This window comes from Lysinibacillus sp. GbtcB16 (assembly GCF_019091145.1).
Lineage (GTDB): Bacteria > Bacillota > Bacilli > Bacillales_A > Planococcaceae > Lysinibacillus > Lysinibacillus fusiformis.
The window spans coordinates 1,457,699-1,478,650 of record NZ_JAGXJV010000001.1 but is presented as its reverse complement, the minus strand read 5'-3'; the positions used below and the strand labels follow the sequence as shown (position 1 = coordinate 1,478,650).

The 20,952-nt window shown below is 34.1% G+C and carries 25 protein-coding genes and 1 other annotated feature; of the genes, 9 read left to right on the top strand and 16 right to left on the bottom strand.

Annotation, left to right across the window (positions count from 1 at the left end):
* Positions 1–97 precede the first annotated feature (97 nt).
* Positions 98–742 carry a class I SAM-dependent methyltransferase gene (locus tag KVT27_RS07380; protein WP_217581038.1) on the bottom strand — a complete coding sequence of 215 codons (645 nt, stop codon included), beginning with the start codon at positions 740–742 and terminating at the stop codon, positions 98–100.
* A gap of 386 nt (positions 743–1,128) precedes the next feature.
* Here KVT27_RS07380 and KVT27_RS07375 point away from each other — a divergent pair, with 386 nt between their 5' ends.
* Both KVT27_RS07375 and KVT27_RS07370 read left to right on the top strand, forming a co-directional pair.
* Positions 1,129–1,416: a hypothetical protein gene (locus KVT27_RS07375; RefSeq protein WP_217581037.1), complete on the top strand. Its 288-nt coding sequence runs from the start codon at positions 1,129–1,131 to the stop codon at positions 1,414–1,416.
* A gap of 437 nt (positions 1,417–1,853) precedes the next feature.
* The gene (locus KVT27_RS07370) at positions 1,854–2,507 is read left to right on the top strand and encodes a FusB/FusC family EF-G-binding protein (RefSeq protein WP_036224511.1); all 654 of its coding nucleotides are present in this window, start codon (positions 1,854–1,856) and stop codon (positions 2,505–2,507) included.
* Positions 2,508–2,559: 52 nt separating this feature from the next.
* Here KVT27_RS07370 and KVT27_RS07365 read toward each other — a convergent pair whose 3' ends face one another.
* The 9 genes from KVT27_RS07365 to KVT27_RS07325 all read right to left on the bottom strand — a co-directional run bounded on the left by KVT27_RS07365 (position 2,560) and on the right by KVT27_RS07325 (position 9,753).
* Positions 2,560–2,766, bottom strand: a complete 207-nt coding sequence (locus tag KVT27_RS07365) for a hypothetical protein (protein WP_217581036.1) — start codon at positions 2,764–2,766, stop codon at positions 2,560–2,562.
* A 126-nt stretch (positions 2,767–2,892) separates the two neighbouring features.
* Positions 2,893–3,102 carry a hypothetical protein gene (locus KVT27_RS07360; protein ID WP_025117169.1) on the bottom strand — a complete coding sequence of 70 codons (210 nt, stop codon included), beginning with the start codon at positions 3,100–3,102 and terminating at the stop codon, positions 2,893–2,895.
* 216 nt (positions 3,103–3,318) lie between these two features.
* Entirely contained in the window at positions 3,319–4,317 is a 999-nt protein-coding gene (locus tag KVT27_RS07355) for an HAAS signaling domain-containing protein (protein WP_217581035.1), read from the bottom strand.
* Positions 4,304–4,654: a PadR family transcriptional regulator gene (locus KVT27_RS07350; protein WP_036125561.1), complete on the bottom strand. Its 351-nt coding sequence runs from the start codon at positions 4,652–4,654 to the stop codon at positions 4,304–4,306. Before KVT27_RS07350 ends, KVT27_RS07355 begins: the two co-directional genes overlap by 14 nt.
* A 320-nt stretch (positions 4,655–4,974) precedes the next feature.
* The gene (locus KVT27_RS07345; RefSeq protein ID WP_254636063.1) at positions 4,975–5,916 is read right to left on the bottom strand and encodes a phosphotransferase; all 942 of its coding nucleotides are present in this window, start codon (positions 5,914–5,916) and stop codon (positions 4,975–4,977) included.
* Positions 5,917–6,371: 455 nt separating this feature from the next.
* Positions 6,372–7,184 (bottom strand): PP2C family serine/threonine-protein phosphatase, encoded by an 813-nt coding sequence (locus tag KVT27_RS07340; RefSeq protein WP_036125559.1) that lies wholly within the window; start codon positions 7,182–7,184, stop codon positions 6,372–6,374.
* Entirely contained in the window at positions 7,177–7,629 is a 453-nt protein-coding gene (locus KVT27_RS07335) for an HIT family protein (RefSeq protein WP_036125557.1), read from the bottom strand. The genes KVT27_RS07340 and KVT27_RS07335 overlap by 8 nt, the downstream gene beginning before the upstream one ends.
* Before the next feature lie 166 nt (positions 7,630–7,795).
* Positions 7,796–8,004, bottom strand: a binding site (T-box leader).
* A gap of 542 nt (positions 8,005–8,546) precedes the next feature.
* Positions 8,547–8,795, bottom strand: coding sequence for a hypothetical protein (locus tag KVT27_RS27230; protein ID WP_152564530.1), 249 nt, complete (start codon positions 8,793–8,795; stop codon positions 8,547–8,549).
* Positions 8,796–8,898: 103 nt separating this feature from the next.
* Positions 8,899–9,753 (bottom strand): leucine-rich repeat domain-containing protein, encoded by an 855-nt coding sequence (locus KVT27_RS07325; RefSeq protein WP_225316208.1) that lies wholly within the window; start codon positions 9,751–9,753, stop codon positions 8,899–8,901.
* Between the two features lie 107 nt (positions 9,754–9,860).
* Between KVT27_RS07325 and KVT27_RS07320 the strand changes: the two genes are divergently transcribed.
* Positions 9,861–10,208, top strand: a complete 348-nt coding sequence (locus tag KVT27_RS07320) for a hypothetical protein (RefSeq protein ID WP_036145955.1) — start codon at positions 9,861–9,863, stop codon at positions 10,206–10,208.
* A gap of 65 nt (positions 10,209–10,273) precedes the next feature.
* Here the strand turns inward: KVT27_RS07320 and KVT27_RS07315 are convergent, their stop codons facing one another.
* Positions 10,274–11,287, bottom strand: coding sequence for a S66 family peptidase (locus KVT27_RS07315; protein WP_217581034.1), 1,014 nt, complete (start codon positions 11,285–11,287; stop codon positions 10,274–10,276).
* Positions 11,288–11,886: 599 nt separating this feature from the next.
* On the opposite strand from KVT27_RS07315, the gene KVT27_RS07310 reads away from it, so the two are divergent.
* The gene (locus tag KVT27_RS07310) at positions 11,887–11,979 is read left to right on the top strand and encodes a YjcZ family sporulation protein (protein ID WP_080709335.1); all 93 of its coding nucleotides are present in this window, start codon (positions 11,887–11,889) and stop codon (positions 11,977–11,979) included.
* A 713-nt stretch (positions 11,980–12,692) separates the two neighbouring features.
* Here KVT27_RS07310 and KVT27_RS07305 read toward each other — a convergent pair.
* Positions 12,693–13,322, bottom strand: a complete 630-nt coding sequence (locus tag KVT27_RS07305; protein ID WP_036125548.1) for a LysE family translocator — start codon at positions 13,320–13,322, stop codon at positions 12,693–12,695.
* Positions 13,323–13,597: 275 nt separating this feature from the next.
* Here KVT27_RS07305 and KVT27_RS07300 point away from each other — a divergent pair, with 275 nt between their 5' ends.
* Positions 13,598–13,771: a hypothetical protein gene (locus KVT27_RS07300; protein ID WP_170844050.1), complete on the top strand. Its 174-nt coding sequence runs from the start codon at positions 13,598–13,600 to the stop codon at positions 13,769–13,771.
* 118 nt (positions 13,772–13,889) lie between these two features.
* Here KVT27_RS07300 and KVT27_RS07295 read toward each other — a convergent pair whose 3' ends face one another.
* Positions 13,890–14,507, bottom strand: coding sequence for an FMN-binding negative transcriptional regulator (locus KVT27_RS07295; RefSeq protein ID WP_217581033.1), 618 nt, complete (start codon positions 14,505–14,507; stop codon positions 13,890–13,892).
* A gap of 156 nt (positions 14,508–14,663) precedes the next feature.
* Between KVT27_RS07295 and pdxR the strand changes: the two genes are divergently transcribed.
* Positions 14,664–16,070 carry a MocR-like pyridoxine biosynthesis transcription factor PdxR gene (gene pdxR, locus KVT27_RS07290; protein ID WP_036145962.1) on the top strand — a complete coding sequence of 469 codons (1,407 nt, stop codon included), beginning with the start codon at positions 14,664–14,666 and terminating at the stop codon, positions 16,068–16,070.
* Positions 16,071–16,598: 528 nt separating this feature from the next.
* On the opposite strand, the gene KVT27_RS07285 is transcribed toward pdxR, so the two are convergent.
* Together KVT27_RS07285 and KVT27_RS07280 are read right to left on the bottom strand one after the other, a co-directional pair.
* Positions 16,599–17,021, bottom strand: coding sequence for an ester cyclase (locus KVT27_RS07285; RefSeq protein ID WP_150907655.1), 423 nt, complete (start codon positions 17,019–17,021; stop codon positions 16,599–16,601).
* A gap of 237 nt (positions 17,022–17,258) precedes the next feature.
* Positions 17,259–17,495 carry a DUF3953 domain-containing protein gene (locus KVT27_RS07280; RefSeq protein WP_150907656.1) on the bottom strand — a complete coding sequence of 79 codons (237 nt, stop codon included), beginning with the start codon at positions 17,493–17,495 and terminating at the stop codon, positions 17,259–17,261.
* A 174-nt stretch (positions 17,496–17,669) separates the two neighbouring features.
* Between KVT27_RS07280 and KVT27_RS07275 the strand changes: the two genes are divergently transcribed.
* On the top strand, positions 17,670–18,038 hold the full coding sequence (locus KVT27_RS07275) for a DUF4180 domain-containing protein (RefSeq protein WP_208704313.1): 369 nt from the start codon (positions 17,670–17,672) through the stop codon (positions 18,036–18,038).
* Positions 18,039–18,959: 921 nt separating this feature from the next.
* Here the strand turns inward: KVT27_RS07275 and KVT27_RS07270 are convergent.
* Positions 18,960–19,145 (bottom strand): hypothetical protein, encoded by a 186-nt coding sequence (locus KVT27_RS07270; protein WP_036125535.1) that lies wholly within the window; start codon positions 19,143–19,145, stop codon positions 18,960–18,962.
* Positions 19,146–19,533: 388 nt separating this feature from the next.
* Between KVT27_RS07270 and KVT27_RS07265 the strand changes: the two genes are divergently transcribed.
* Together KVT27_RS07265 and KVT27_RS07260 are read left to right on the top strand one after the other, a co-directional pair.
* Positions 19,534–19,980, top strand: coding sequence for a helix-turn-helix domain-containing protein (locus KVT27_RS07265; RefSeq protein ID WP_036125533.1), 447 nt, complete (start codon positions 19,534–19,536; stop codon positions 19,978–19,980).
* Between the two features lie 343 nt (positions 19,981–20,323).
* On the top strand, positions 20,324–20,476 hold the full coding sequence (locus tag KVT27_RS07260) for a YjcZ family sporulation protein (RefSeq protein ID WP_081937001.1): 153 nt from the start codon (positions 20,324–20,326) through the stop codon (positions 20,474–20,476).
* Positions 20,477–20,952 lie beyond the last annotated feature (476 nt).

Here is a 20,952-nt window from a genome sequence, read left to right as displayed (position 1 = left end):
ATGATTCTCACATAAACCTTTTAATCGTTGAACAGGGGCTGACTGAATAAGTTCCTCTAGCACACCATCTATTTTGAATTCTCCATATAAAACGTCTTTAATCTACCTCAGCACAATTCGATATTACAAAAACACCACCACAATGCGAGATTGGGTAAAAGTGCAGCTGACAACGATCCTGCAGGCTAGTTTTTAGCTCCTCATGGACAAAATAAAACTCATCATCATCCCAATAGCCTTTGCTAGCCTGACGGCATTGTTCTAGCTGCTCTCTTGTTTGAAAGGCAACATCGCCTATTAAAATTTTACCTTCGGGTGTTAGTTGCTGTAATAATTGCGTGATATACGTAACCTTCTGCTCATCAGTAAAATGATGCAGGGCATAGGTACTAACAATCGCATCATATTGTTTATTCATCAGTGTTGCAGGTAGACCATTCGATAAATCCCATTCAAGTAAGTTAGCATGTGGCATTTTTGCCTGTGCAATAGCCATCATCTTCGAAGAAAAATCAAAACCATCGATCTTGTGCCCATGCTCATAAAGTTTAGCTGTTAAAACACCTGTCCCAAAGCCAATATCTAATACAGTCGATGCAGAAACTTGCATGACCTCATTAAAAATTTTATTTAAAATGTCTTTATAGCCCGCAAATGGGTATTGCTGATTTTCTTCACTAAGTTGAACGGTTTGGTCATAGCCATCCGCCCAGAGATCAAAACCTTGTTGATTTAATAGCATAGTGCCTCCTAAATTGAATAAATTCTCCAAGCATTGTTTCGTTGACAATTCATTTTCTGTGTCATCACAATTCCTCCTTTATTAACCAATTCATTCAATTATAGCAATCTTTTATCTATCGAACAATTCAGAAAATATATAGGACAATAAGCAAATATTATACTTTTGTTGAAATTCTCTAAGCTCTTGTTCAGCTGTAGATACTTCTTCCTGTGCTACTGGCACATGCGCATTAACATGATGCAAAAATTCATACTGAAAATGAAGCTACTGCTACTAATAGTGGTTTTCTCATCATGTAAAACATTATTAATTTACAAAATATTACATATTATCTTTTTTATGATACAATAATTATATTGGGTAGTTAAAAATGAGGTGGCTAAATGCAAGTTACAAATAAAAAGGGGTTATTATGGATTAGCATTATCATGACCTTATTGTCCATTTTCTTTGTATCTTATGGTATCAATAAATTTGGAGCCCCTTTTCAATTTATAAGTTACATCGGTGAGAATGAGTTACCATCTGTATTTTCTTTATTTACCAAAAATGGTATTACTTCAATTCAATTTAATATACTTTATTTCTTTATAGATGTTACACTTATTTACTTTATTCTTTTTTATGGTAGAAAAATAATTAGTTTATTAAAAATAAGCAAACAATCCTAAGTTTTATCTTAAGAAGCTCTGGATTTCAAGATCGACGGGCTGTTATTTAAAGTATAAACGATCTCAACTTGATAAATTTACATGGTCTTAGACATAACTTCGATCCATATGCCATAGTTAATGAAAGCAATTGGGTCATACATGTTTAAATACGTATCACCACTTCACTGGTCATTTGACTATTGAAAATCAAGCGTTACATTTGATAAAATTAATAAATCAAGATCATTCACTTTTTAGACTAAAAATAAAAAACTTATATAAATCAACAATCCTTAAGGGAGGGATCGAAATGTCCGCATTCACTTGTAATGCATGCTCTAGAACGGCTTCTGAGGTCAAAGAGGTCTAAATTAAGTTATATCCATAACAGAAATTGAATGATCTCTTAGGCCAAATGCTTTTAAAATTAGCCTATAAAACAGGAGAGATTTCAAATGGAAAAACAAACTATTCAGCCGTTCTTAACGGTCGCAAACTATCACTTACTGGAACAGCAATTAAGTAAAATTTTACATGCTCTTACCACAACGCAGGACAAAAGTGTCATTCTTGCAGTACGGGGGCTTGTTGAAACGGAAATTACTACCAAATTAGAGTTATCCATTGAGGAAACACAGCTTGTTGAACAGCTTTTCACCGTCACAGACCGTGCACAGGGCGATGCCTTGTTAGAGCAGTTAAAGCCCTATGTCATACCGTTTAAGCCAGTGACAGCTAGCACGCTCAAATCATTGTTTAAAAAGGAGAAAAAGCTGAAGCTACCTAATTTAGATGAACTTGATTTTCAACAAATTTGTTACCTAGCATGGGATGATGTTGGGACACATCGAAAATACGTTGTCCTCGAACAAGACGACAAACTACAGGGGATTAAAGGGGTATTTTCCAACAATACTGTTCGCGGTATTTGCGCCATCTGTAACCGTCATTCAGATGTTGGCTTATTTACGACTTCCATTAAAGGGCAAGTCGTTGGTACATTTACTAACCATAGTAATTATATTTGTGCAGATAGCCAAACATGTAATGAGCATGTATCAGATATGAATAGAACGCGCGAATTTTTCCAACGAATAACCCAAAAATAAATGAAACAAGGGCAGGAATGTTGTGTAGGCAACATTTCTGCCTTTTTAATGGCTAGCGCAATTTGACTTTTGTAGTGGCATAGCTTAAATGAAACATGACACTTTCCCCTTCTCTCCATTCCAGATGTTCAACACCCAAAACAGATAAACCGTCTTGCTGAAGATTTCTTTCATGACTAATAAGCGTTACTGTATCTTTGTCTACCTTTTTGATGACACTATCCCCCTCCCGCATCCTGCTTGGAAAAACTTCAGCCATCATTACAGATACAAAAAAATCACCTCCTCTATAAAGAAACTATAGTGGAAGGTGATTTAAATCAAACTCATATAAAACTATTTTGCCATAAGTCACATAAAGCTTTATTCAATATCGACACTACGTTTAGCGTGACTCTTTTGGTGGCTGGCATACATCACATTTTCGTTGATGTTTATTTTTAAATTTAGTAAATGTTTTTTCAAAGTTACTACCACATGCACATTTAAATAGTAACTTTTGAGAAAACCCGTGATATTCCGTTGATAGCAACTTACTTTCCGAATTGTTCTCAACAAATTCTTTAATTTTACCAATCGTCCAACGTTTATTCATTTTCTTACACCTCCATACTTTCTCGTTCTGCGGAGGCTTTTCTTGGCATCCGTTCAAGGTCTTAATTAACTTAAGCTCCTCATTATAACATGAGCTGGCATACAAAAAATAGATCGAAGCTATCTTATTCAACGTTCGTATTCGTCAATGTGTTCTTTTCTTGGACTAGCTAAAATGATTTAAGTAAGATGGAGTGATGGAAGATCGCAAAAAGAATTAACGGATTCGAGCCTTACGGAATCCATCAAATATATTGATGGCTACAGATAAAATAAATATGATGATTCCCCCGCTAACTACCCATAGTTCAAATTGCTTCGTTGTTGTGCTAAATAAATTACTCATGCGTGTTATAAATTCTTGGTTCATTACATTCGGATTACTTATTATCACAATAAAGACAACCGTTGATAAAAGCTCAAGAATAGCATGAAAGATAGCTATTTTTTTCGTCCATTGTCTTTTGAATAATTTATAGAGTGCTAACCCAATTTCAAGTGCGATAATAACTATTATAATAGGCCAATAACGAAGCAAAACATCCTGATTAAATGCTGGAGTTACGAATTCGAGTCCATTTCTCCCGCCTTCATAGATTCCTAAAAGGTAATTGGCATTAAAGTAAAGTGTTGCCCAAATCGCCGTCCACATTAAATAGCCAAATACTTCAAGCCTCGTAATCGCCTTTTTCTTAGGAATATAAATGACGTTTTTCAAATCGTCAGGGGTCCACTTTTTAAGACTCGTTGACAATGGATGCTGGTCTTTTTCTTTATCCGTTCGTTCAACAATAACAAAAACAAGCGTTAGCCAAAAAAAGACGTGGATTCCTACTTCGATGATTCTAAATATGCCTTCACCTAAAAGTGTGAGGACCGCATTGATAACCTCTTCTTCTCCGCCAAAACCAATAAAATATTCAGCCACCATCGAGATTAACGCAATGACTGCGGCAATTGGTAAGATCATTTTTAATAACGATAAATATACATCAAAGTAGCGTGGGCCAATTAAATGCATAGGTTGATCTCGATAACCACTCGCTAATTCCGCTGGATTCCCTAATTTTTCAAGAACATCCATTACATCATCATCCCTGTAATCATCAGACAACATATCGCTAATTGTTGAGCGTAACTCTAGTGCGATATCCTCACGATTTTTTTCGGGCAACCTCCGTGTGACCTCTTGAATATAAATATCAATCAGATTCATCTTTATCCTCATCCCCCTTTAATAACTCATAAAGTTGTTTTGAATTATTAATCCATTCACTTTTTAATTGCAAAAAGATTTCTAATCCATATTCACTTAATACATAGTACTTTCGCGGTCTACTCTCAGATGTATCCCAGCTGCTCGTCACTAAATCCTGTTTTTCTAATCGGCGAAGCAATGGATATAAGGTGCTTTGATCAATATTAATGCCCGAATCTTCCAATAACTGAACAAGGGAATACCCATACTGGGGTGTTCTTAATTGACTCAAAACGGCTAATGTCAGCGTTCCTCTCCTAAGTTCTGTCGATAATGAATTCAGTAGTGTACTCATTCACCCACCTCAATTTTTATACTATATGACATACAGTGTATAATTCATACTATGTATCGTACACTATTGTTGTTACAATAACAAGCGAAATTAAACACTATTGTTGCTTTGAAATAAAGTTAGAGCAAAAATGGCTCCCTAACCCTTATTTAAGGTTAAATAAAAAGAATCCCTTTTGAAAAAAGATTGATCAAAAGGGATTCTTTTCTAGAGTTTTAAGTTAGATTTTATAAAAAAGATTATTTTCTATCTGTGTTGCTCAAAATCCCGCCCGATTGTTGAAGAAACGGGATAAATAGTTAGGTTTCTTTTCGCACTTCTTATATTAGTTTATAGGCAGCACTATCCATCACAACACGAATTAAGCTATTGAACAATTTTTGTTGAGAAGAATTTTGCCAGTCCTCTTCATACTCAGCCATTAACCACATTACTTCATCGAGAAAGACGTGCTGTTTCGCCTTGTCCCAATGACCTTTTTCATGATCAGTTAAAACAATATATTCTTTATAGCCTTTTAAAAATAATGCCCATTCATCTATTGTAAAAATCTGGTCTGGTGCTTCTTCATGTTCATTATGAAAAAGTAGTAATGCCAAAGCTAGGTCAAAGATCCTTGGTATCCAAGTAGCGTTATCCGGATCAATTAGATATGGTTCAGGGATTAAAACCAAATTATTCGCTTTAAAATCATGCGGCGTAGAAACATGTGGTAATCCTGCATGGTAGAGTTCCTGTTGACTTGCAACACTTTCTAGTAATTTTGTTTTTAACCCTGTATCAATTTCAACTCCAGCGTTGTCAGCATGTTGTATAATTGCTTCCATACTCTCTTCTACTTCTAGTTCATTAAAATCATAAACATCGTAGTCAAGAAGATTATAGGCATTTGAAGAAGGTGAAAAACTATGAATTTGTCCTAACAGCTTTCCAGCTCCATAGATTTCTTTTTCTTTGCCTGAGTATTTCTTGCCTTCTATAAATGGATAAACAACAAAATTTGTATCCTCATACTTTTGTGGGTTATTTACTTGTAACTTAACTGGTGTTACAACATTTACCCCTTTATCTTTTAGCATAGTAATATAAGACATGACATTCTTTGCTCTTCTTTGCGTACGTTTTACAACAACATCCTTATCACCATATTTTACTCGATATACTGGTGAATATGGATAAATGCTTTTAGGCTCTTCACTAACCTCAAATCCAAATATAGTTAAAATCTCTTTTCCATTCATCATTTTTAACCACCTATTCATTTTTTCTAAAGCATCCGATTGCTGAGGTTAAAAGCATGAAAACTGCAAGGTAATATCTTAGGAAACCCTTTTAAAATTTTAACATAAATATCCAATATATTCTGATATTATTCCATGAAATGGACCTATTCATGAAGAAAGACGCTCATCATTAAAGAAAAGCGCCCGATTGTTGAAGATCGTTTTCAACTAAAACCCCTGTAATTGAAGTATAGAAACGATTAAATATTGCAGGTTTAAAGCGTTAAATTTACTGGTTTTTATTCAGCTAACTCTTAATAATTTTGAAAAGTACTTTAGTAGACATGTTTCTATATTTACATAAAAAGCTATATAATATTCAAACGAAAGTCTAACAAATGTTGGTTTAACAGCATTTTTGGGATTTCGGTTTCTTTCCAAACTTTGGTTTGGGAACGTTATTTAGATTTATTTTGCATACTAATTAATATATTTTACTGATTACTAGGGATTGTGGCAGTCTTCGAAATATTTATCTTCCAGGAAATAATTGTTGTACTGTCTCTAACATTATTTTCTTGGATGTCTCGTAACATTTTCCAAATACTACGCTCATCATCTAGGTTATTAACTGCATTATAAATATCTATCACGTTTGCATAGGGTTCATTCGGGCATTCCGTTATTCCATCCGTTGTAAGGAATAAATGATTTTCTCCTTTTCTTAATTCCCTTCTTCCAACTGTATAGCAAGGAACTTCTTGTTCAAAAGTATTAACCTGTCCTATCCATTCATAAAATTGCCTTTGATTCAATTGATATTGACCTAATGCAGCTAATTGTGGATGAAATAAACAAAGAATACAATCTCCAACGGAAAACCACCATACATATTTATCTTTCCTGACTACAATTAAGCAAGCTGTTTCTCCCTTGATTTTCCGACAACTAGATAGGAAATACGCCGATTGAAACATACTTAAAATCTTATCTTCCATCCTATTAAAAAATTTCATATTTACAGGTGAGGATAATAAATTTTTGATGGTACATTTTTCTTTATTGAACTGCTCTAAAATAATTTTAGCGCTCTCTGTTGTATTATGTGCATCAAGGAGAATCACGAACTCCCAATTTTCTTTGATGTTATGCCAAACTAAGCAACCATCTTCATTCTTATATTGTCCTGCATTAGAATTACCACCGTAACGACCAACTAGAATATGATTTAGTTGAAGAATGCTTGGGTTGTCTACGAAGTTTTCTTGACTACCGATCCAACTAAAATCTTTACTCTTATTATTCATGTGGATTACCATCTAGATACGTTTTAAGACGATTACAAAGCGCTATAATAGCATTATTATCACCCATTGGAGCATCTTTCCAATCGTAAACTTCAGATGGTCCCCAGTATTTTTTTGGCGTATTTGGATAACGAGCTACTAGATGCATATGAAGATGTGGGACTGAATTTCCTGAAACAAATGAGTAGATGTGTTCAGCATTTTCTGACTCTGTTAGAGCTTTACTAATTCGAGCCATAATAACTCCAAACGCTTTTGCTTCTTCCATTGTCATATCGGCAAGTGTGGGAGCGTGTCTTTTTAAATCAATCATAATATGCCCAAGATAGTTTGGATTACCATTTCTATCAATATGTCCAACAAAAACATATTCGTCCTCGTAAATCATTATCCCTGCGGTATGAATATTTCCAGCGTGTTTATTACAAATAAAACAATCATTCATAATATTTCTCCCCTTTCGGTTAACACATTGAAAGTTAATATTTATTGCTGTAAATATTATTGTAATAACCTTTTACATTCGAAATCTTCGTTCACTTTTTTAACTTCTCTCATAATAGTTTCATTTCATGGCTCACCCTCCTAAAAATAAAAAAACTTCGCCTCAATAAAGAGACGAAGTTATATTCGCGGTACCACTCTAATTGATTAATTAAACATTAATCCACTTAAGCTATAACGGTAGCTGCCGTTTATACTTACTTTAGTTCAGCATAAATACTCATGGACGAGTTCAGAAATTTATTGACTGTTTTGCACCATCCAACAGCTCTCTATACAATAATTGTTCCCTACTACTTCCAATCATTGATTTATATATTGATTTAAATCATATTAAATATTGAAAATTTTGTCAATGGAAAATTCCCATATCATCGTTTTAGAACCTTTCATTAAAAAATGTTATTCAAAAATTCGGCCCTTTATGAGTACGAAAAGTTATTGAAGAAACAATGCCAAAAAGAATCCCCGTCAACTACCCCAAATTCAGCGATTGACTAACACCGATGAGAGCTCCGCCAATCCCGATGCTCAAACCCGGACTAAATGCATCAATAAGCAGGAGACTGGTAGATATTTCTCCCTCTTCACCTGATTTAGCGTGTTGAACGCAATCGCTCCAGTGGTAGGTTGTGCTAAACCGATACCAAATCCAGTAAATAGCTGTGAGATTACTGTAAAAATGATTCCTCCCTCTGAAAGATCAACAGCCAGTATTACCATAATAACTCCAGTAATCATAATCCCTAGTCCCACCGATCCCCGTTTCTTCCGCCCATTTCCATTATCTTTAGCATCAAGTTTTGACTGTAGTCAAGCCGCAGTTGACCAACTTAATGCACCTGCGGCCCCAATTAATCAAGCCAAATCTGCAGGAAGCATTTTCACTTCTGTCAAAGTCAATACAACATAACTTTCGGTCGCTCTTGAGGTAATCGTAGCAGGCAAACCTCTTCTGGCACTTAAGATACACTCCGGCAGCAGCCTTTGGAAAGGCTGCATCATGATAAATAATCCTACTACCGAAAGCATAATCCCTTTCCAATCGGTTATGAAACTTAGCCCAACTAGCAATAATAGCCCTCCACCTTGGATTGTGGAAGGCAAATAAAACCCTTTTTTTATTTACGATAAAAACGTTTAGCGAGAACTATTCACGTGCTTTTCGAACTTTACTTATATGGTCAAAGCATACTCAACTGTTCTAATTCTACAAATATACGATACAGCCTCTTTCCTCTAATTCGTCTAACCAGCTCGGAATCTTTAATTCATGATTCCACCTTAAATCTAGTCGTTCTAAGCTTTCCATTGCCAATAATGATTCCGGTACTTCCTTTAAATCATTACTTCGTAGATCTAATTCTATTAGATTTTTCAAATGACCAATCGATGCCGGCAATGTTTTCAATTTATTTTGTCTTAGATTTAACCGTCTTAATTTTATACATGTAAATAATGAATCAGGTACTTCCTGTAATTGATTGTCTTCTAACTCTAAAACCCTTAATAATGCTAGTTCTCCGATTTTTTCAGGCAAAATGGTCATGCTATTTTTTTTCAAATGTAATTCTCTTAAATTCGTTAATCTACACAAACTTTCTGGCAACTCTGTTAATCGATTATTCATTATTCGCAGTTCTACCAGTTTATTCAAATTCCCTATTTCCTCTGGTAGTTCACTCAACAAATTATCACTTAGGTTTAAATATCTTACTTTTGTAAGCTGGCCGATTTCTGGAGGGATCGATTGCAATTGATTATTATGAAAATACAAATAGTCCTCCATATTCACTAAATGACCAATTTCAGGAGGAATGAGATCAATATGATTATGCCCTGCATCTAACATTCTCAGATTCTTTAAGTTCGTGATTTCTGCTGGCAAATTGTTAATTTTATTGACTGAAATATTCAGTATTTCTATACTCGTCATTTCAAAGATTTGTGTAGGTATTTCCCTCAAATCGTTATCAAATAGATTCAAAGCCCTTATTCCCTTTATTTGGGATTCCTTAAAATCAGGTAAAGTTTTTAAATTCATCTGTGCTAAGTTAATTTTCATGTTCATCTTCTCCATAATTTAATTTTGAAGCTAATGTAAAGAGAGTTTTGGACGATAATAGGATATGTATGGTAAATACTAAAAAATTAGGAAGGTGGAAACTTTTTATGATAACATCGAGAAACTCATCATCAACTATGCAATATTTAATGACTCGTCGATCTTATAAACAAGGTCTCACACAACAAAAGCAAAACAACCAAAACAGTAACGACATTAACCGTACTTCTAAAGAGAAACAAGAGAGAATCGATAATGTGAATAAAATTATTGAAAGTAGCAAAACCTCTAAACTCACAACTAAACAAATTGACACACTTAAAAATGCGGCTAAGGATGGTTTGTTGGGCTCTAATATTAATAAATTAGGACCATTAGCGCAACATAATCTCCAAAATATTTTATCAAAATCTAAGTACTTCACCACACAAAAAGCTTATCGAAATTCCATCTAATCGCATAACCATACAAACAACCACCCTCAACATCTTTTAGAGGGTGGTTTTATATTGGGAAATCCTTAAATAAAGTGTTGCACAATAGTCCCTTTACCGTTATATGATTCTATTTCTGCATATGCTCCGTTTATAAAAGTGATTTGTGGTGGCACATGCCCACAATCAATGTCATAGATTATAGGAATTTGTAGCTCCTCGGAAAGTTCTTGATAGACATCTTCAATTGTATAATTTCCAACGGATGTATTCGCAGCACTTCTACCAAATAGAATACCTGAACACTTATTAAGCCATCCAGCTAATTTCATTTGTACAAGGAATCTGCGTAGATCAGTCGTGGATAATTCGCAGTTTTCCAAGTACCATATAATAGATTCACCTTGAATATGCGTTTCTTGAAAGCTTTGAACATCACCGAATTTCGTTCCAATTAAATGTCTGATAGTATCTATACATCCACCAAGTAAACGCCCTTCAATTTTCACCCTCTCCAGTGATGTAGATAGCCATTTCGTTTTTTCCGTAAAATTAAAAACATATGGCGAAGGGCTATCGAACTGCCATTCTTTTTGATAGTAGTCTGACGAATGCTGTATGATGGATTCGCCTTTTTTTAAAGATAAAACGGATTGCCACATGGCGGTTGTATCATCAGAATACTCTCCTCTTAAATCTACTAAGTTCGTTCCATGTGCAGTAGCGACACCCGTTGTTAATGTAATTGCCAACAATAGTAGACTAACATCTGAGTACCCTAATACCCATTTTGGCTGAATATTGGAGAAATCAATATATTCGAGTATTTCAATAAGAAGCTCTCCACCCCATGGAGGAATAATAATATCGATATCATCATTAGCCATCATGTGATGAAACTCTTCGGCACGCTTCATAGCCGGGGCAGATTTTGCCTTATCCTGAGTCCAAGCAGTTTCTCCACAAATGACTCTAAACCCCTTATTTTCCATACGAATGCAGGCTGTTTTCAATAAATCATGAAGTTCAGCCTGTACACCAGAGGAAGGTGCTGTAACTCCAATGGTCACGTCCTCTTTTAAAAATGGATAGTTGATCAAATGAATCACCCCTTAATTTTGTATCATTTTAACACAAATTGTATCCGGTTTTTAAAACAAAATTTATATCTTTAGAGCCGTGAGTAGACCTTTTACCGTGTAATTACATGTCCATCTACTAACACTCTTGGATTATGTTTATTTATTAAGCCGGCTGGATTCTCATCAAACTTGATATCTGTAAAAAGATCCATTACATAATAGATCAAGTTTATTTCCCTTTTTTAAATGTTCTCTTTATGCTAGCAATCATTTCACTACCAAATGACGCTCCCTGTACAGCTTTATTTCCTCGGTAATTCGTTCATCCGCTGTTATTTCAGATGCTGCCATGATTTATATTTCCCTAATCAATTGGGTTACTCGCCTAGGAAATAAGAAAAAAATTTCCCGGGTAAGCGCAGGAACTGACATTATCGATTCATATTACAGCACTAAGCGACTGATTTCAGCAATCTTCTATTTGCATGAAATAAATAGGAACTTTATGGACGAAATATTCATATTAAATTTTTCAAAAGAAAGGATTGATTAGTTGAATAGCATCTCTCCTATCTATAACTTTACATATTCTAGATGATAGAAAGGAGGGATTTATAATGGGTACAAACTATGACAAACACGATAATTTATCATTCGCACTAATCGTTGTCCTATTCATACTTTTAATTATTGTCGGCACTAGGCGCTAGCTTTGTTCAACATCCATGTCGGGCAATAATAAATAGTCTCCATATAGCCTTCCTTCTTCGAGATAAAATAATCATAACAGCCTTTTCTATGTTTACCATAAAAGGGTCGCCCCGAAAATTGACCCTTTTTTTAATTTTCATTCCTCTTTTTCCTAAACAGTCCAACCACAAAAGGATTTCGTAATTCACGCTAGGTTACGAAGTACGGAAAATATGTGAAATAAAAAGACCTGGACTCTAAAAACGAGCCCTGAGCCTGTTGCCACTAAATTCTCTTGTTTATTGTATGAAGATTGGGAGTAGGAATAGTAATAGAGAGCAAGCCATTCATACAAGAGTTACTATTTTGGGTAATACTTTTTGATGGGGACCTTCATAAAGGCCTGAGAATTGTAACTTATTCCAATACAGAATGAATAATATGATGTATATTGCTATCCCGCCAATATCATGATCCAACTTTGTTTGTAAAGTGGTATAAATGAGTTGTACCGCTCCCCACATAAGACATCCAAAACTATAAAAAATTCTTATTAATTTAAGAATACACTTCTTATAAACGCCCTTCTCCCACTAACTTTAATCACCCTCTATATGCCTTTTCGAATAGTCGAACAAAATGCCGTTGTAGGAATGCAAATTTTAGCCCATTTGTATAGACAACGCCAACTGCGCCCGAATCTTTCATTTCATTAAGAGCTAGTTATCAAACTTTATTTGCGTTGAAATACAAGATTAACAGCAAGACATGTCAAAACACTTGCCATGAACCATCGTTGGACTTTTATCCAAGTAGGACGTGTGCCCAATAATTTGGCAACTCGACTAGCTACCAAAACAATAATGAGATTGACAATAAAACTCACGGTGATCTGTGTTAGGCCCAATATCCCCCCCTGAATCAGTAAAGAACCCTTTGTGGGATCTTCAAATTGAGGTAAAAGTGATACATACAAAATGGCAATCTTGGGATTTAGCAAATTCGTCATAAGCCCCATTAAAAATAGTTTTCTTGGTGGTTCTATAGAAACTGTCCGAGGTTCAAGAATAGATGTTGCGCCAGGTTTTATCGAATTCCAAGCGAGCCATAATAAATACATGGCTCCTGACCATTTCACCAATTCATATAAAAATGGAACCGTAATGAACAGCACTGTAAGTCCAAACATTGTGGCAATTATGTAAATGATAAAACCTAGCATTATACCTAATAATGATATGAATCCTGCCATCCGTCCTTGTGTAATAGAACGAGAAATGAGATACATCATATTCGGTCCTGGCGAGCAAACCATCCCAAGTGAAACAAGTGCAAAAGCTATCAAAGTACTAAAAGTTACCATACCTATGTTTCTACCTCTCTGATCTAGAAAAAAACTTACTGAATGAATGAATTTCAATAACCTAATTTCTTTATCCATAAAATTATGCCTAAAAGAACTAATGGTATTGTACCCTTTCAATCTACGAAATGAATAGGAGAAATATCATGGACCGCTAAATTCTTTTCTCGATTGAAATAAGTTAACGAATTATTTTCCTTTTCCTAAAATTCACAGATTGCTTTTCATTCATCTCTTTTCGCCATATACTTAAATCACTAAAAGGAGGTTAGACAATGAACCATCGTCCTTTACACCAATGGCAAAAAGAACATCATCATCGAGTAAAAGATTTCCATAAAAATCATGCGTTAGCATTAGAAAATGGCGAGAATGGAAATGGGCTGTTAGCTAAGTGGGAAAGATTTGTATACAAAAAAGGAAAAGCACTTTTTAAATCTGCTAAATAATTTTACTAGTTATTAGCTTTTCTATTAAAGGACAGCTCTTTTTTCTTTTTAATCTTCTCTTTCTTCAGTTACATTAAAAGGCAGAAACGCTCTTAATACCTCGTTTCTGCCTTTTGTTTTAGTCATTTCTGTTTTTCTTCATTGCCTCAGCTACTGCAGAAGCATGTGGATCGTTTTCTTGATAAAGCTCTTTAATAATATTGGCGTAATCCGTACTATTTCGATTTTGACTTAATTTATAGGCAGCCTGAACCTCTTCTATTTTTATTTTAAATCCTTTTATTCCTTTTATTTCTTTTTGTAACATTTCAGGAGATAGCTTTTCCCACAGGACAGGGTTTTCACGGAATTTCTCATATTTTTCTAGTAATTTTGATAAATCCTGTTCTAATTCCTTACCTTCCATAATACTTGCTTTCCCATAAATATGAACCGCTTGATAATTCCAAGTGGGTACATTCTCTTGTTCATACCAAGACGAAGAAATATAAGCATGTGGACCATTAAAAATAGTTAATAGTTGATCCGTCTCCTCAAAAGTTTTCCATAACGGATTGCCGTAAGCTAAGTGACCTGTTAGGTAATAGTCATCCTGATCTTGATTAAGCAGTAATGGAATATGGGACGCTATGGGTCTCCCCTTACTTATCGCCACAATTGTCGCAAATGAATTCATTTTAATAAATTCTTGTATTTCTTTCATATCTGTTATTTTATAATACTTTGGGATAAACATATAAACCCCTCCTCTTTACATTCATTGTGAAATAAAAAAAACGATCGTCTTAATTTGTTTACAGTTTCCCTTTCACCATGTATTTTGATTATAAAAGGTTGACTGCACCTGTTAACAGAGCCAAATATGTAATTTTGGAAGGAGCCAGTGAAACGTATGATTGAAATTACCCCCATTTTAAACAATGAAGAACCACTTTATTTTCAGTTATATAAATATTTAAAAGTTGAAATTCAAGCTGGCAACATTGTCGCTAAAACCAAGCTGCCCTCTCAACGAAGTCTAGCACATCACTTAAACATTAGTCGTAATACTGTAGATACAGCCTATCAACAACTCCTTGCAGAAGGTTATGTGGTAAGTAAGGAACGACAAGGTCTTTATGTTGAAGAGCTGGAGAAGCATTATTTCCAGGGTTCTGTTTTAGAATCCATGGAGATGCCCCAAAAATCTAACCAAATAAAAGATAGTTCTGTCATAAAATTTGATTTTAAATATGGAGATATTAATGTAAAAGATTTTCCCTATAAAATTTGGCGTCAATTGAGTATGCACAGCCTTCATGAAGAACAGAGTCACCTTTTTATGTATGGCGATGCACAAGGTGAGCTTGAATTAAGACAATATATTGCAACCTATCTTTATGAAGCTAGAGGAGTTAAATGTTCAGCAGATCAAATTGTCATAGGAGCTGGTTTACAGTATCTTTTAGGCGTGCTATGTAACATAATTGGGAGAGATGAGCTTTTTGGGATGGAAGATCCAGGGTATCATCGAGTTCGTTATCTATTTAAAGATCATCATATCAAGATGAGGCCCATACCATTAGATGAAAAAGGATTGAGTATTACTCATTTACGAAATAGCCCCATAAAAGCCATTTACGTCACACCATCCCATCAATTCCCACTAGGTCATGTGATGCCTATTTCCAGAAGACTAGAATTATTAGAGTGGGCAAAAGAAGAGAATGCCTACATTATAGAGGATGATTATGATGGAGAATTTAGATATGCTGGTAAACCAATACCCGCACTTCAAGGATTGGATTCATATGATCATGTAATTTATATGGGAACCTTCTCTAAATCCTTAATTCCTTCTATCAAGATAAGCTATATGGTATTACCTAAAAATTTAATAAATGTATATCGTAAAAACAGCTATTATGTTCAAACCGTATCGAGATTACATCAACATACTTTACAGCTATTTATGGAAAGTGGTCATTGGGAGAGACATCTCAATAAATCGAGAAATAATTATAAGAAAAGATATGAGGCCCTCATAAAAGCCATTCACCAAATATTTGGCGATAAGATGAAAATCTATGGGGACAGTGGTGGTCTGCATTTACTGCTAGAGCCCAATAATAATATGAGCGAAGATGAACTTATTGAAAAAGCAACAATCAAAGGAGTAAAAGTATATCCAACCTCCATTTTTTACGCTACCCCTTCAGAAGAATTATCTGCAAAAGTAATGCTTGGATTTGCCAACTTAAATGAGGAAGAGATCTTTCAAGGTATTGAGCTATTGAATAAGGCTTGGTATGAATGTTAGGGAAAAATGAGTGTTTTTTCTAAAACTTTTTGTGTTACATGTCCTTTACATAAATTGTTGGGGATTATACGGCGTACTTCCTTTCCCCTACCTCTCTTCCTCTGCATGGTAAAAATAAGTTTATCTAGGCGGATTTATAAGGAAAGCTTGATTCAAATTGCTTTAAAAAGATAGAAGCTTACGGGTAAAGGACAAAGGATTGATTAGAGCTCTTCGTTTTTTTTAAATGAATCCAATAAAAAACTACACATCTTACGTCTGATATGGACGCAAAGAAATGGGGAAAGTAGTATGTTTATAGTTAGAACAGTTATTTTATGGATGATTATATCAACTAGCATTAATGCCTATTTAATGACATTACCCATACCTGTTTTACGAAAAAGAAATTATCCGGCTAACTACCTTTCCCTAAATATGATAAACAATCTGATTGTATGAGCCTCAACAGCAAGTATCAACGAATCCGAGGCGAGAAATTGTTGAATACTCACAGTTCTGAACAATATAAAAACACCCCGAAGGATGTTAATGATTCGTATTGCGTTTGAGTTGGTTTTCAATACCAGCTCGATCAATTTGTATCCAGTATTCTACTATTTTTTCATCTTCTATTCTATAAACCGCGCTCGCTATTTCAATAACTGGAAGATTGGTTGGCTGATAACCATCGACCTCTCCAACATGCTTTCCAGCTTGTTTCCAACGTACATATACTTTATGATCTTGTACCATGAATTCTTGTATTTCTAATGCAAAATCGCCATATGCGTCTATCATTTCTTTTACATGGTCAGCATAATCCTCTGGTGTTCTTACAACCGTTATTTCTTCTTCTGAAATAACTTGGTGTGCCAATACTTGGTCTGCCATTAATTCAGTTGCATAATCTGGATTTTTTCCTGAACGTACTTCTTCAAAAAATTTCTTAACAATATGCTCCGGTGTCATTTAAACCCTCCATTGTTATCCTTGATGGCGAGGAAACCTACATCTCCCATACATTATCATAATGCAAAAATTACCGAATTGGAATCTTATTCTACCAAGCCACTCATAACCATACCAAACTCTCCCCTCTTAATTTGGAGCATGTCAGCTGTTGGATGCCATTTCAAAGCAAAAGAAAATGCCTCCACCCAAAGGTGGAGGTTTAAAAAATCGAGGTAACATTATACCTCCTGTTTATTAAAAGATACTAGAAATGGACACAAATACTGAAAATAAAAATACCCCAATAAAGAGCCAGCCATTAACTTTTCTCTCTTTTTGAAATTCTTTCAATCCTAAAATTAAAAGCAAAACACCTAAGGACAAAATCATTAAGAAATTTAACCGATAATCACCTGTGATAATTCCGTAAGTTGAAAATGATACTACTAGGATTGAAAAAACAATTTGTAAGATTGTTAGCAAAATGACCATCACCTTTTAAATAGTGTGCTTTTATTATACAATACAAAAGATGAAATGGATATAATTACCACCATAAACCACTTTCTACTCTCATTGCAATGTGTCTCCCTATTACTCTATACATTTCACAATTGAAAATTTAGGTTATAATAGAAATCATTATAGTTAATAGGGGTAATGAAAATGAATATAAAAATAACAGAAGTTAACGGACAAAAAATAGCACTAGTTCATGAAGATACTATTTTATTGAAAGATGAACAAAGTGCTTTGGACTTTATTATGACGACTAGCTATGAAACAAGCAGTAATCGATTGACGCTAAATAAGGAAGCCATTTCAGAAGATTTTTTTAATCTTAGTACAAAGCTTGCAGGTAATATCCTTCAAAAGTTCGTTAATTACCATATTAAGTTTGCTATTATAGGTGATTTTTCAGTTTATAGTAGTAAAGCACTGAAAGATTTTATTTATGAATGTAATAAAGGAAACCATATATTTTTTGTTCCCACTGAACAAGAAGCGATTGAAAAATTATCTAATGCAAAATAAAACATTAGCATAATAAGTTTCAAATAACCGGGAAATTCTTTCCCGGTTTATCCCCTTTTGCTTAAAAATACTTATTCTACTGCCCTATACCTTTCAACTAACTACGTTCTTCCTCCCTAACACTTTACCAGCTCTAACCTCAATTTGTGCCGCCATGTTGAACTTTATCTAAAATCACAACCACGATACGAGACAATTCCTAAAAAACTGATGCCGTTCTTTCTAAAAATTGAATAATAGTTTTTTTAATATAAGGATTTTTTAGTGTGAAAAATACCCTACTTCAAAAATTAAACAATTATACTTTTAACCCCGCCCTTGCTTAGATCGGGGTTATGCTTGTTTAAAAATTAAATAGCATTTGTATAGAATTTTTATTTAGCATGCGAGATATTTGGCAAAATTAAAAAGCCACCTAAATAGGCGACTTTCGATTAAAATTACTTCAAATTTCATCTAGACTTACATTATTTAGTTGCCTATCATAAAAATGAGGTGATACTTTGTCGGTCATTTTTACATATACCAAATATATTCTTATGATTCTTTCTGCTATTCAGTTAACAAGGTTCAGTCCTGAATATTTAGAACCAATACTACTTTATGAGTATCTCATATTGATAGCATTTTGTTTTTTTCTTGGCCTATTGGAGGATTTTTTTAAGCCAAGTAAAAAAACAAATATTTTAGTGCGCCTAGCCATTACCATTGGTACTCTTGTTTTATTGTTTACATCAGTTTCTCTCAAATCCACCGCTACCATTATTTTTTCAATCATTATGTTTAGTGCATTCAGTTTCTCAGTATTTTTAGAAATTAAGCAAAAGGATTAAAACCTCTTTTGCTTTTCCCCTCTTCATACTTCACAAACGTTATCACAACGTTTAATGGCTTTACCTCTTTGGAATCTTCATTGAAAGCTTAAACTATCTCAAGTTTCAAGGTATTTCGATTGACTATGATATATTCACCTGTTGTTTTGTTCATCACTTGAGAGACTTCCTTGGTATGCGTTATCTCTAACCAATCATTTTGTATATCCACTAAAATTTTTATTTCTACATCACTTTTTCCATATTTCAAACCACTATAGGAAATTTTCGACATCATACTCACCCCTATTCTAAACATTTGACCACTGACTGCTGGTCACTATCCTAATGTATATTGCTAGAAACTTACACATGATAAAATACTGATCAATCAATATTTATAAGGGAGTCTTATTCGCTTGCGAAATGCTCTCCCTTTAATTTTACTTTTTTTACATTTCGCAATCAACAACAGAACCCGTTATTATAAGATACAGACAAAATGGTTTGTTCACGAAAATTCCACCAAACATCTTTTTTGTAATAACACTATATAAATAAAGGACTATACACAGAAATAAGCGCATTTTCCAAGGGGAAACTAATAGTTTACACCCTATGCAACGATGCGGTTCTTTAGTTTTTAAATGCAAATAAATATACTGTGGATAGGAGTTGATCATATGTATTTTTCTTCAAAAATAAAAGAAGAACGTCAAAAGCATAATATGTCACAACAACAGCTTGGAGAAAAACTTACTATTAGTAGACAATCTATCTCTAAATGGGAACGTGGAGAAAGTTACCCTAGTATTGAATTGTTAATTAAGTTAAGTGACATTTTTGATATTACGCTTGATGAATTAGTAAAGGAGGATCATTCTTTGAAAGAGAAACTCATCAAAGATAGCCAAAAATTAGTCTATCCAAGATGGAAGTTATTTTTTGATATTCTTCTAATCATTGGATTCTTATTCATACTGGCTAAGATATTCATTGTCATAGGAAATAAGTTATTTGATTTAAATATTGTGTTCCTAAAGGATTCTCTATTCTTTCAAATTACACCATTTTTTATGACGATCATTGGAGCAATTGGCAGCGAATCTCTAGCTAAAAAATACAAATAACCATTTCAGAACTATCGTCATACACGAATCATATAGGAGAGTACCTTCAAACTATCTGAAGGGGCTTTTTTCAGTATATATCTTCTTCAAATTTGCTCCGACAGTTTTTGAATTGCTTTACCTATTTTCATGATTAGTTATCACATTTATGAATAGTAAGGTAAAGCTAACCTGATCACACATACCCTAATTATCTATCTAATGATCGCTCTTATCCCAAATGGCTTTATTATTGTTTTGTCTAACAAAAATATACTTTATGTAGCCCTATAATTGATAGGTTAACACCCCCATCCTTGTCCACAGCTAACATACTATGTATTGTAGAAAGGAGGGATATATTATGGGATACTGTGGAAATGTAGGCGGCATAGAAAATGGTGGCTATTATGGCGGCGGATCTAATAATGGCTCAACATTTGCCCTAATTGTTGTTCTATTTATTCTTTTAATCATTGTCGGCGCAACTTTCTTAAAAAGAGAAGAAGATTGTTAATACAACCAACGAGCTGTAGCGTGTGTACCGCTACAGCTCTTATTTCTAGAACATCTATCTGAGTTGAACGCTTCTATCACAAAACTTTTGATACATAAAATAACACATAGAACATCCTATTCCTAAATACTAAATTAAAAGGTGTTCCTGTTCATTTCAATGGAGACCATATAATTTTTATTTAAAGACAATTAACTAAAAAACATAGAATATCAAATCATATAAATAATAGTATTAAGCCCTATTGTTTAGCTTCGCGTATCCCATTTTGTACCCTTATTCTAATTGCCCATTATGCCATTTCCTATTATGGAAATGGCTCAATTTTTTAATTTACTTCCCTCCCAGAATCAATTGACCCTATCTTGCAATGTGTAGGATGCTTCTATGGAATATTAGTAAATGAAGTTCAGTAGGTGTATCTTTTCACTATTAATAGAAGAATAAAATGAAAATCACTCATTATTTTTCAAATG

What these genes read in the sequence shown, in the direction of transcription:
- KVT27_RS07380 (WP_217581038.1), bottom strand. Translation starts at nt 742, where the DNA reads ATGCTATTAAATCAACAAGGTTTTGATCTCTGGGCGGATGGCTATGAC.
- KVT27_RS07375 (WP_217581037.1), top strand. Translation starts at nt 1,129, where the DNA reads ATGCAAGTTACAAATAAAAAGGGGTTATTATGGATTAGCATTATCATG.
- KVT27_RS07370 (WP_036224511.1), top strand. Translation starts at nt 1,854, where the DNA reads ATGGAAAAACAAACTATTCAGCCGTTCTTAACGGTCGCAAACTATCAC.
- KVT27_RS07365 (WP_217581036.1), bottom strand. Translation starts at nt 2,766, where the DNA reads ATGGCTGAAGTTTTTCCAAGCAGGATGCGGGAGGGGGATAGTGTCATC.
- KVT27_RS07360 (WP_025117169.1), bottom strand. Translation starts at nt 3,102, where the DNA reads ATGAATAAACGTTGGACGATTGGTAAAATTAAAGAATTTGTTGAGAAC.
- KVT27_RS07355 (WP_217581035.1), bottom strand. Translation starts at nt 4,317, where the DNA reads ATGAATCTGATTGATATTTATATTCAAGAGGTCACACGGAGGTTGCCC.
- KVT27_RS07350 (WP_036125561.1), bottom strand. Translation starts at nt 4,654, where the DNA reads ATGAGTACACTACTGAATTCATTATCGACAGAACTTAGGAGAGGAACG.
- KVT27_RS07345 (WP_254636063.1), bottom strand. Translation starts at nt 5,916, where the DNA reads ATGAATAGGTGGTTAAAAATGATGAATGGAAAAGAGATTTTAACTATA.
- KVT27_RS07340 (WP_036125559.1), bottom strand. Translation starts at nt 7,184, where the DNA reads ATGAATAATAAGAGTAAAGATTTTAGTTGGATCGGTAGTCAAGAAAAC.
- KVT27_RS07335 (WP_036125557.1), bottom strand. Translation starts at nt 7,629, where the DNA reads ATGAATGATTGTTTTATTTGTAATAAACACGCTGGAAATATTCATACC.
- KVT27_RS07325 (WP_225316208.1), bottom strand. Translation starts at nt 9,753, where the DNA reads ATGAAAATTAACTTAGCACAGATGAATTTAAAAACTTTACCTGATTTT.
- KVT27_RS07320 (WP_036145955.1), top strand. Translation starts at nt 9,861, where the DNA reads ATGATAACATCGAGAAACTCATCATCAACTATGCAATATTTAATGACT.
- KVT27_RS07310 (WP_080709335.1), top strand. Translation starts at nt 11,887, where the DNA reads ATGGGTACAAACTATGACAAACACGATAATTTATCATTCGCACTAATC.
- KVT27_RS07305 (WP_036125548.1), bottom strand. Translation starts at nt 13,322, where the DNA reads ATGGTAACTTTTAGTACTTTGATAGCTTTTGCACTTGTTTCACTTGGG.
- KVT27_RS07300 (WP_170844050.1), top strand. Translation starts at nt 13,598, where the DNA reads ATGAACCATCGTCCTTTACACCAATGGCAAAAAGAACATCATCATCGA.
- KVT27_RS07295 (WP_217581033.1), bottom strand. Translation starts at nt 14,507, where the DNA reads ATGTTTATCCCAAAGTATTATAAAATAACAGATATGAAAGAAATACAA.
- pdxR (WP_036145962.1), top strand. Translation starts at nt 14,664, where the DNA reads ATGATTGAAATTACCCCCATTTTAAACAATGAAGAACCACTTTATTTT.
- KVT27_RS07285 (WP_150907655.1), bottom strand. Translation starts at nt 17,021, where the DNA reads ATGACACCGGAGCATATTGTTAAGAAATTTTTTGAAGAAGTACGTTCA.
- KVT27_RS07280 (WP_150907656.1), bottom strand. Translation starts at nt 17,495, where the DNA reads ATGGTCATTTTGCTAACAATCTTACAAATTGTTTTTTCAATCCTAGTA.
- KVT27_RS07275 (WP_208704313.1), top strand. Translation starts at nt 17,670, where the DNA reads ATGAATATAAAAATAACAGAAGTTAACGGACAAAAAATAGCACTAGTT.
- KVT27_RS07270 (WP_036125535.1), bottom strand. Translation starts at nt 19,145, where the DNA reads ATGTCGAAAATTTCCTATAGTGGTTTGAAATATGGAAAAAGTGATGTA.
- KVT27_RS07265 (WP_036125533.1), top strand. Translation starts at nt 19,534, where the DNA reads ATGTATTTTTCTTCAAAAATAAAAGAAGAACGTCAAAAGCATAATATG.
- KVT27_RS07260 (WP_081937001.1), top strand. Translation starts at nt 20,324, where the DNA reads ATGGGATACTGTGGAAATGTAGGCGGCATAGAAAATGGTGGCTATTAT.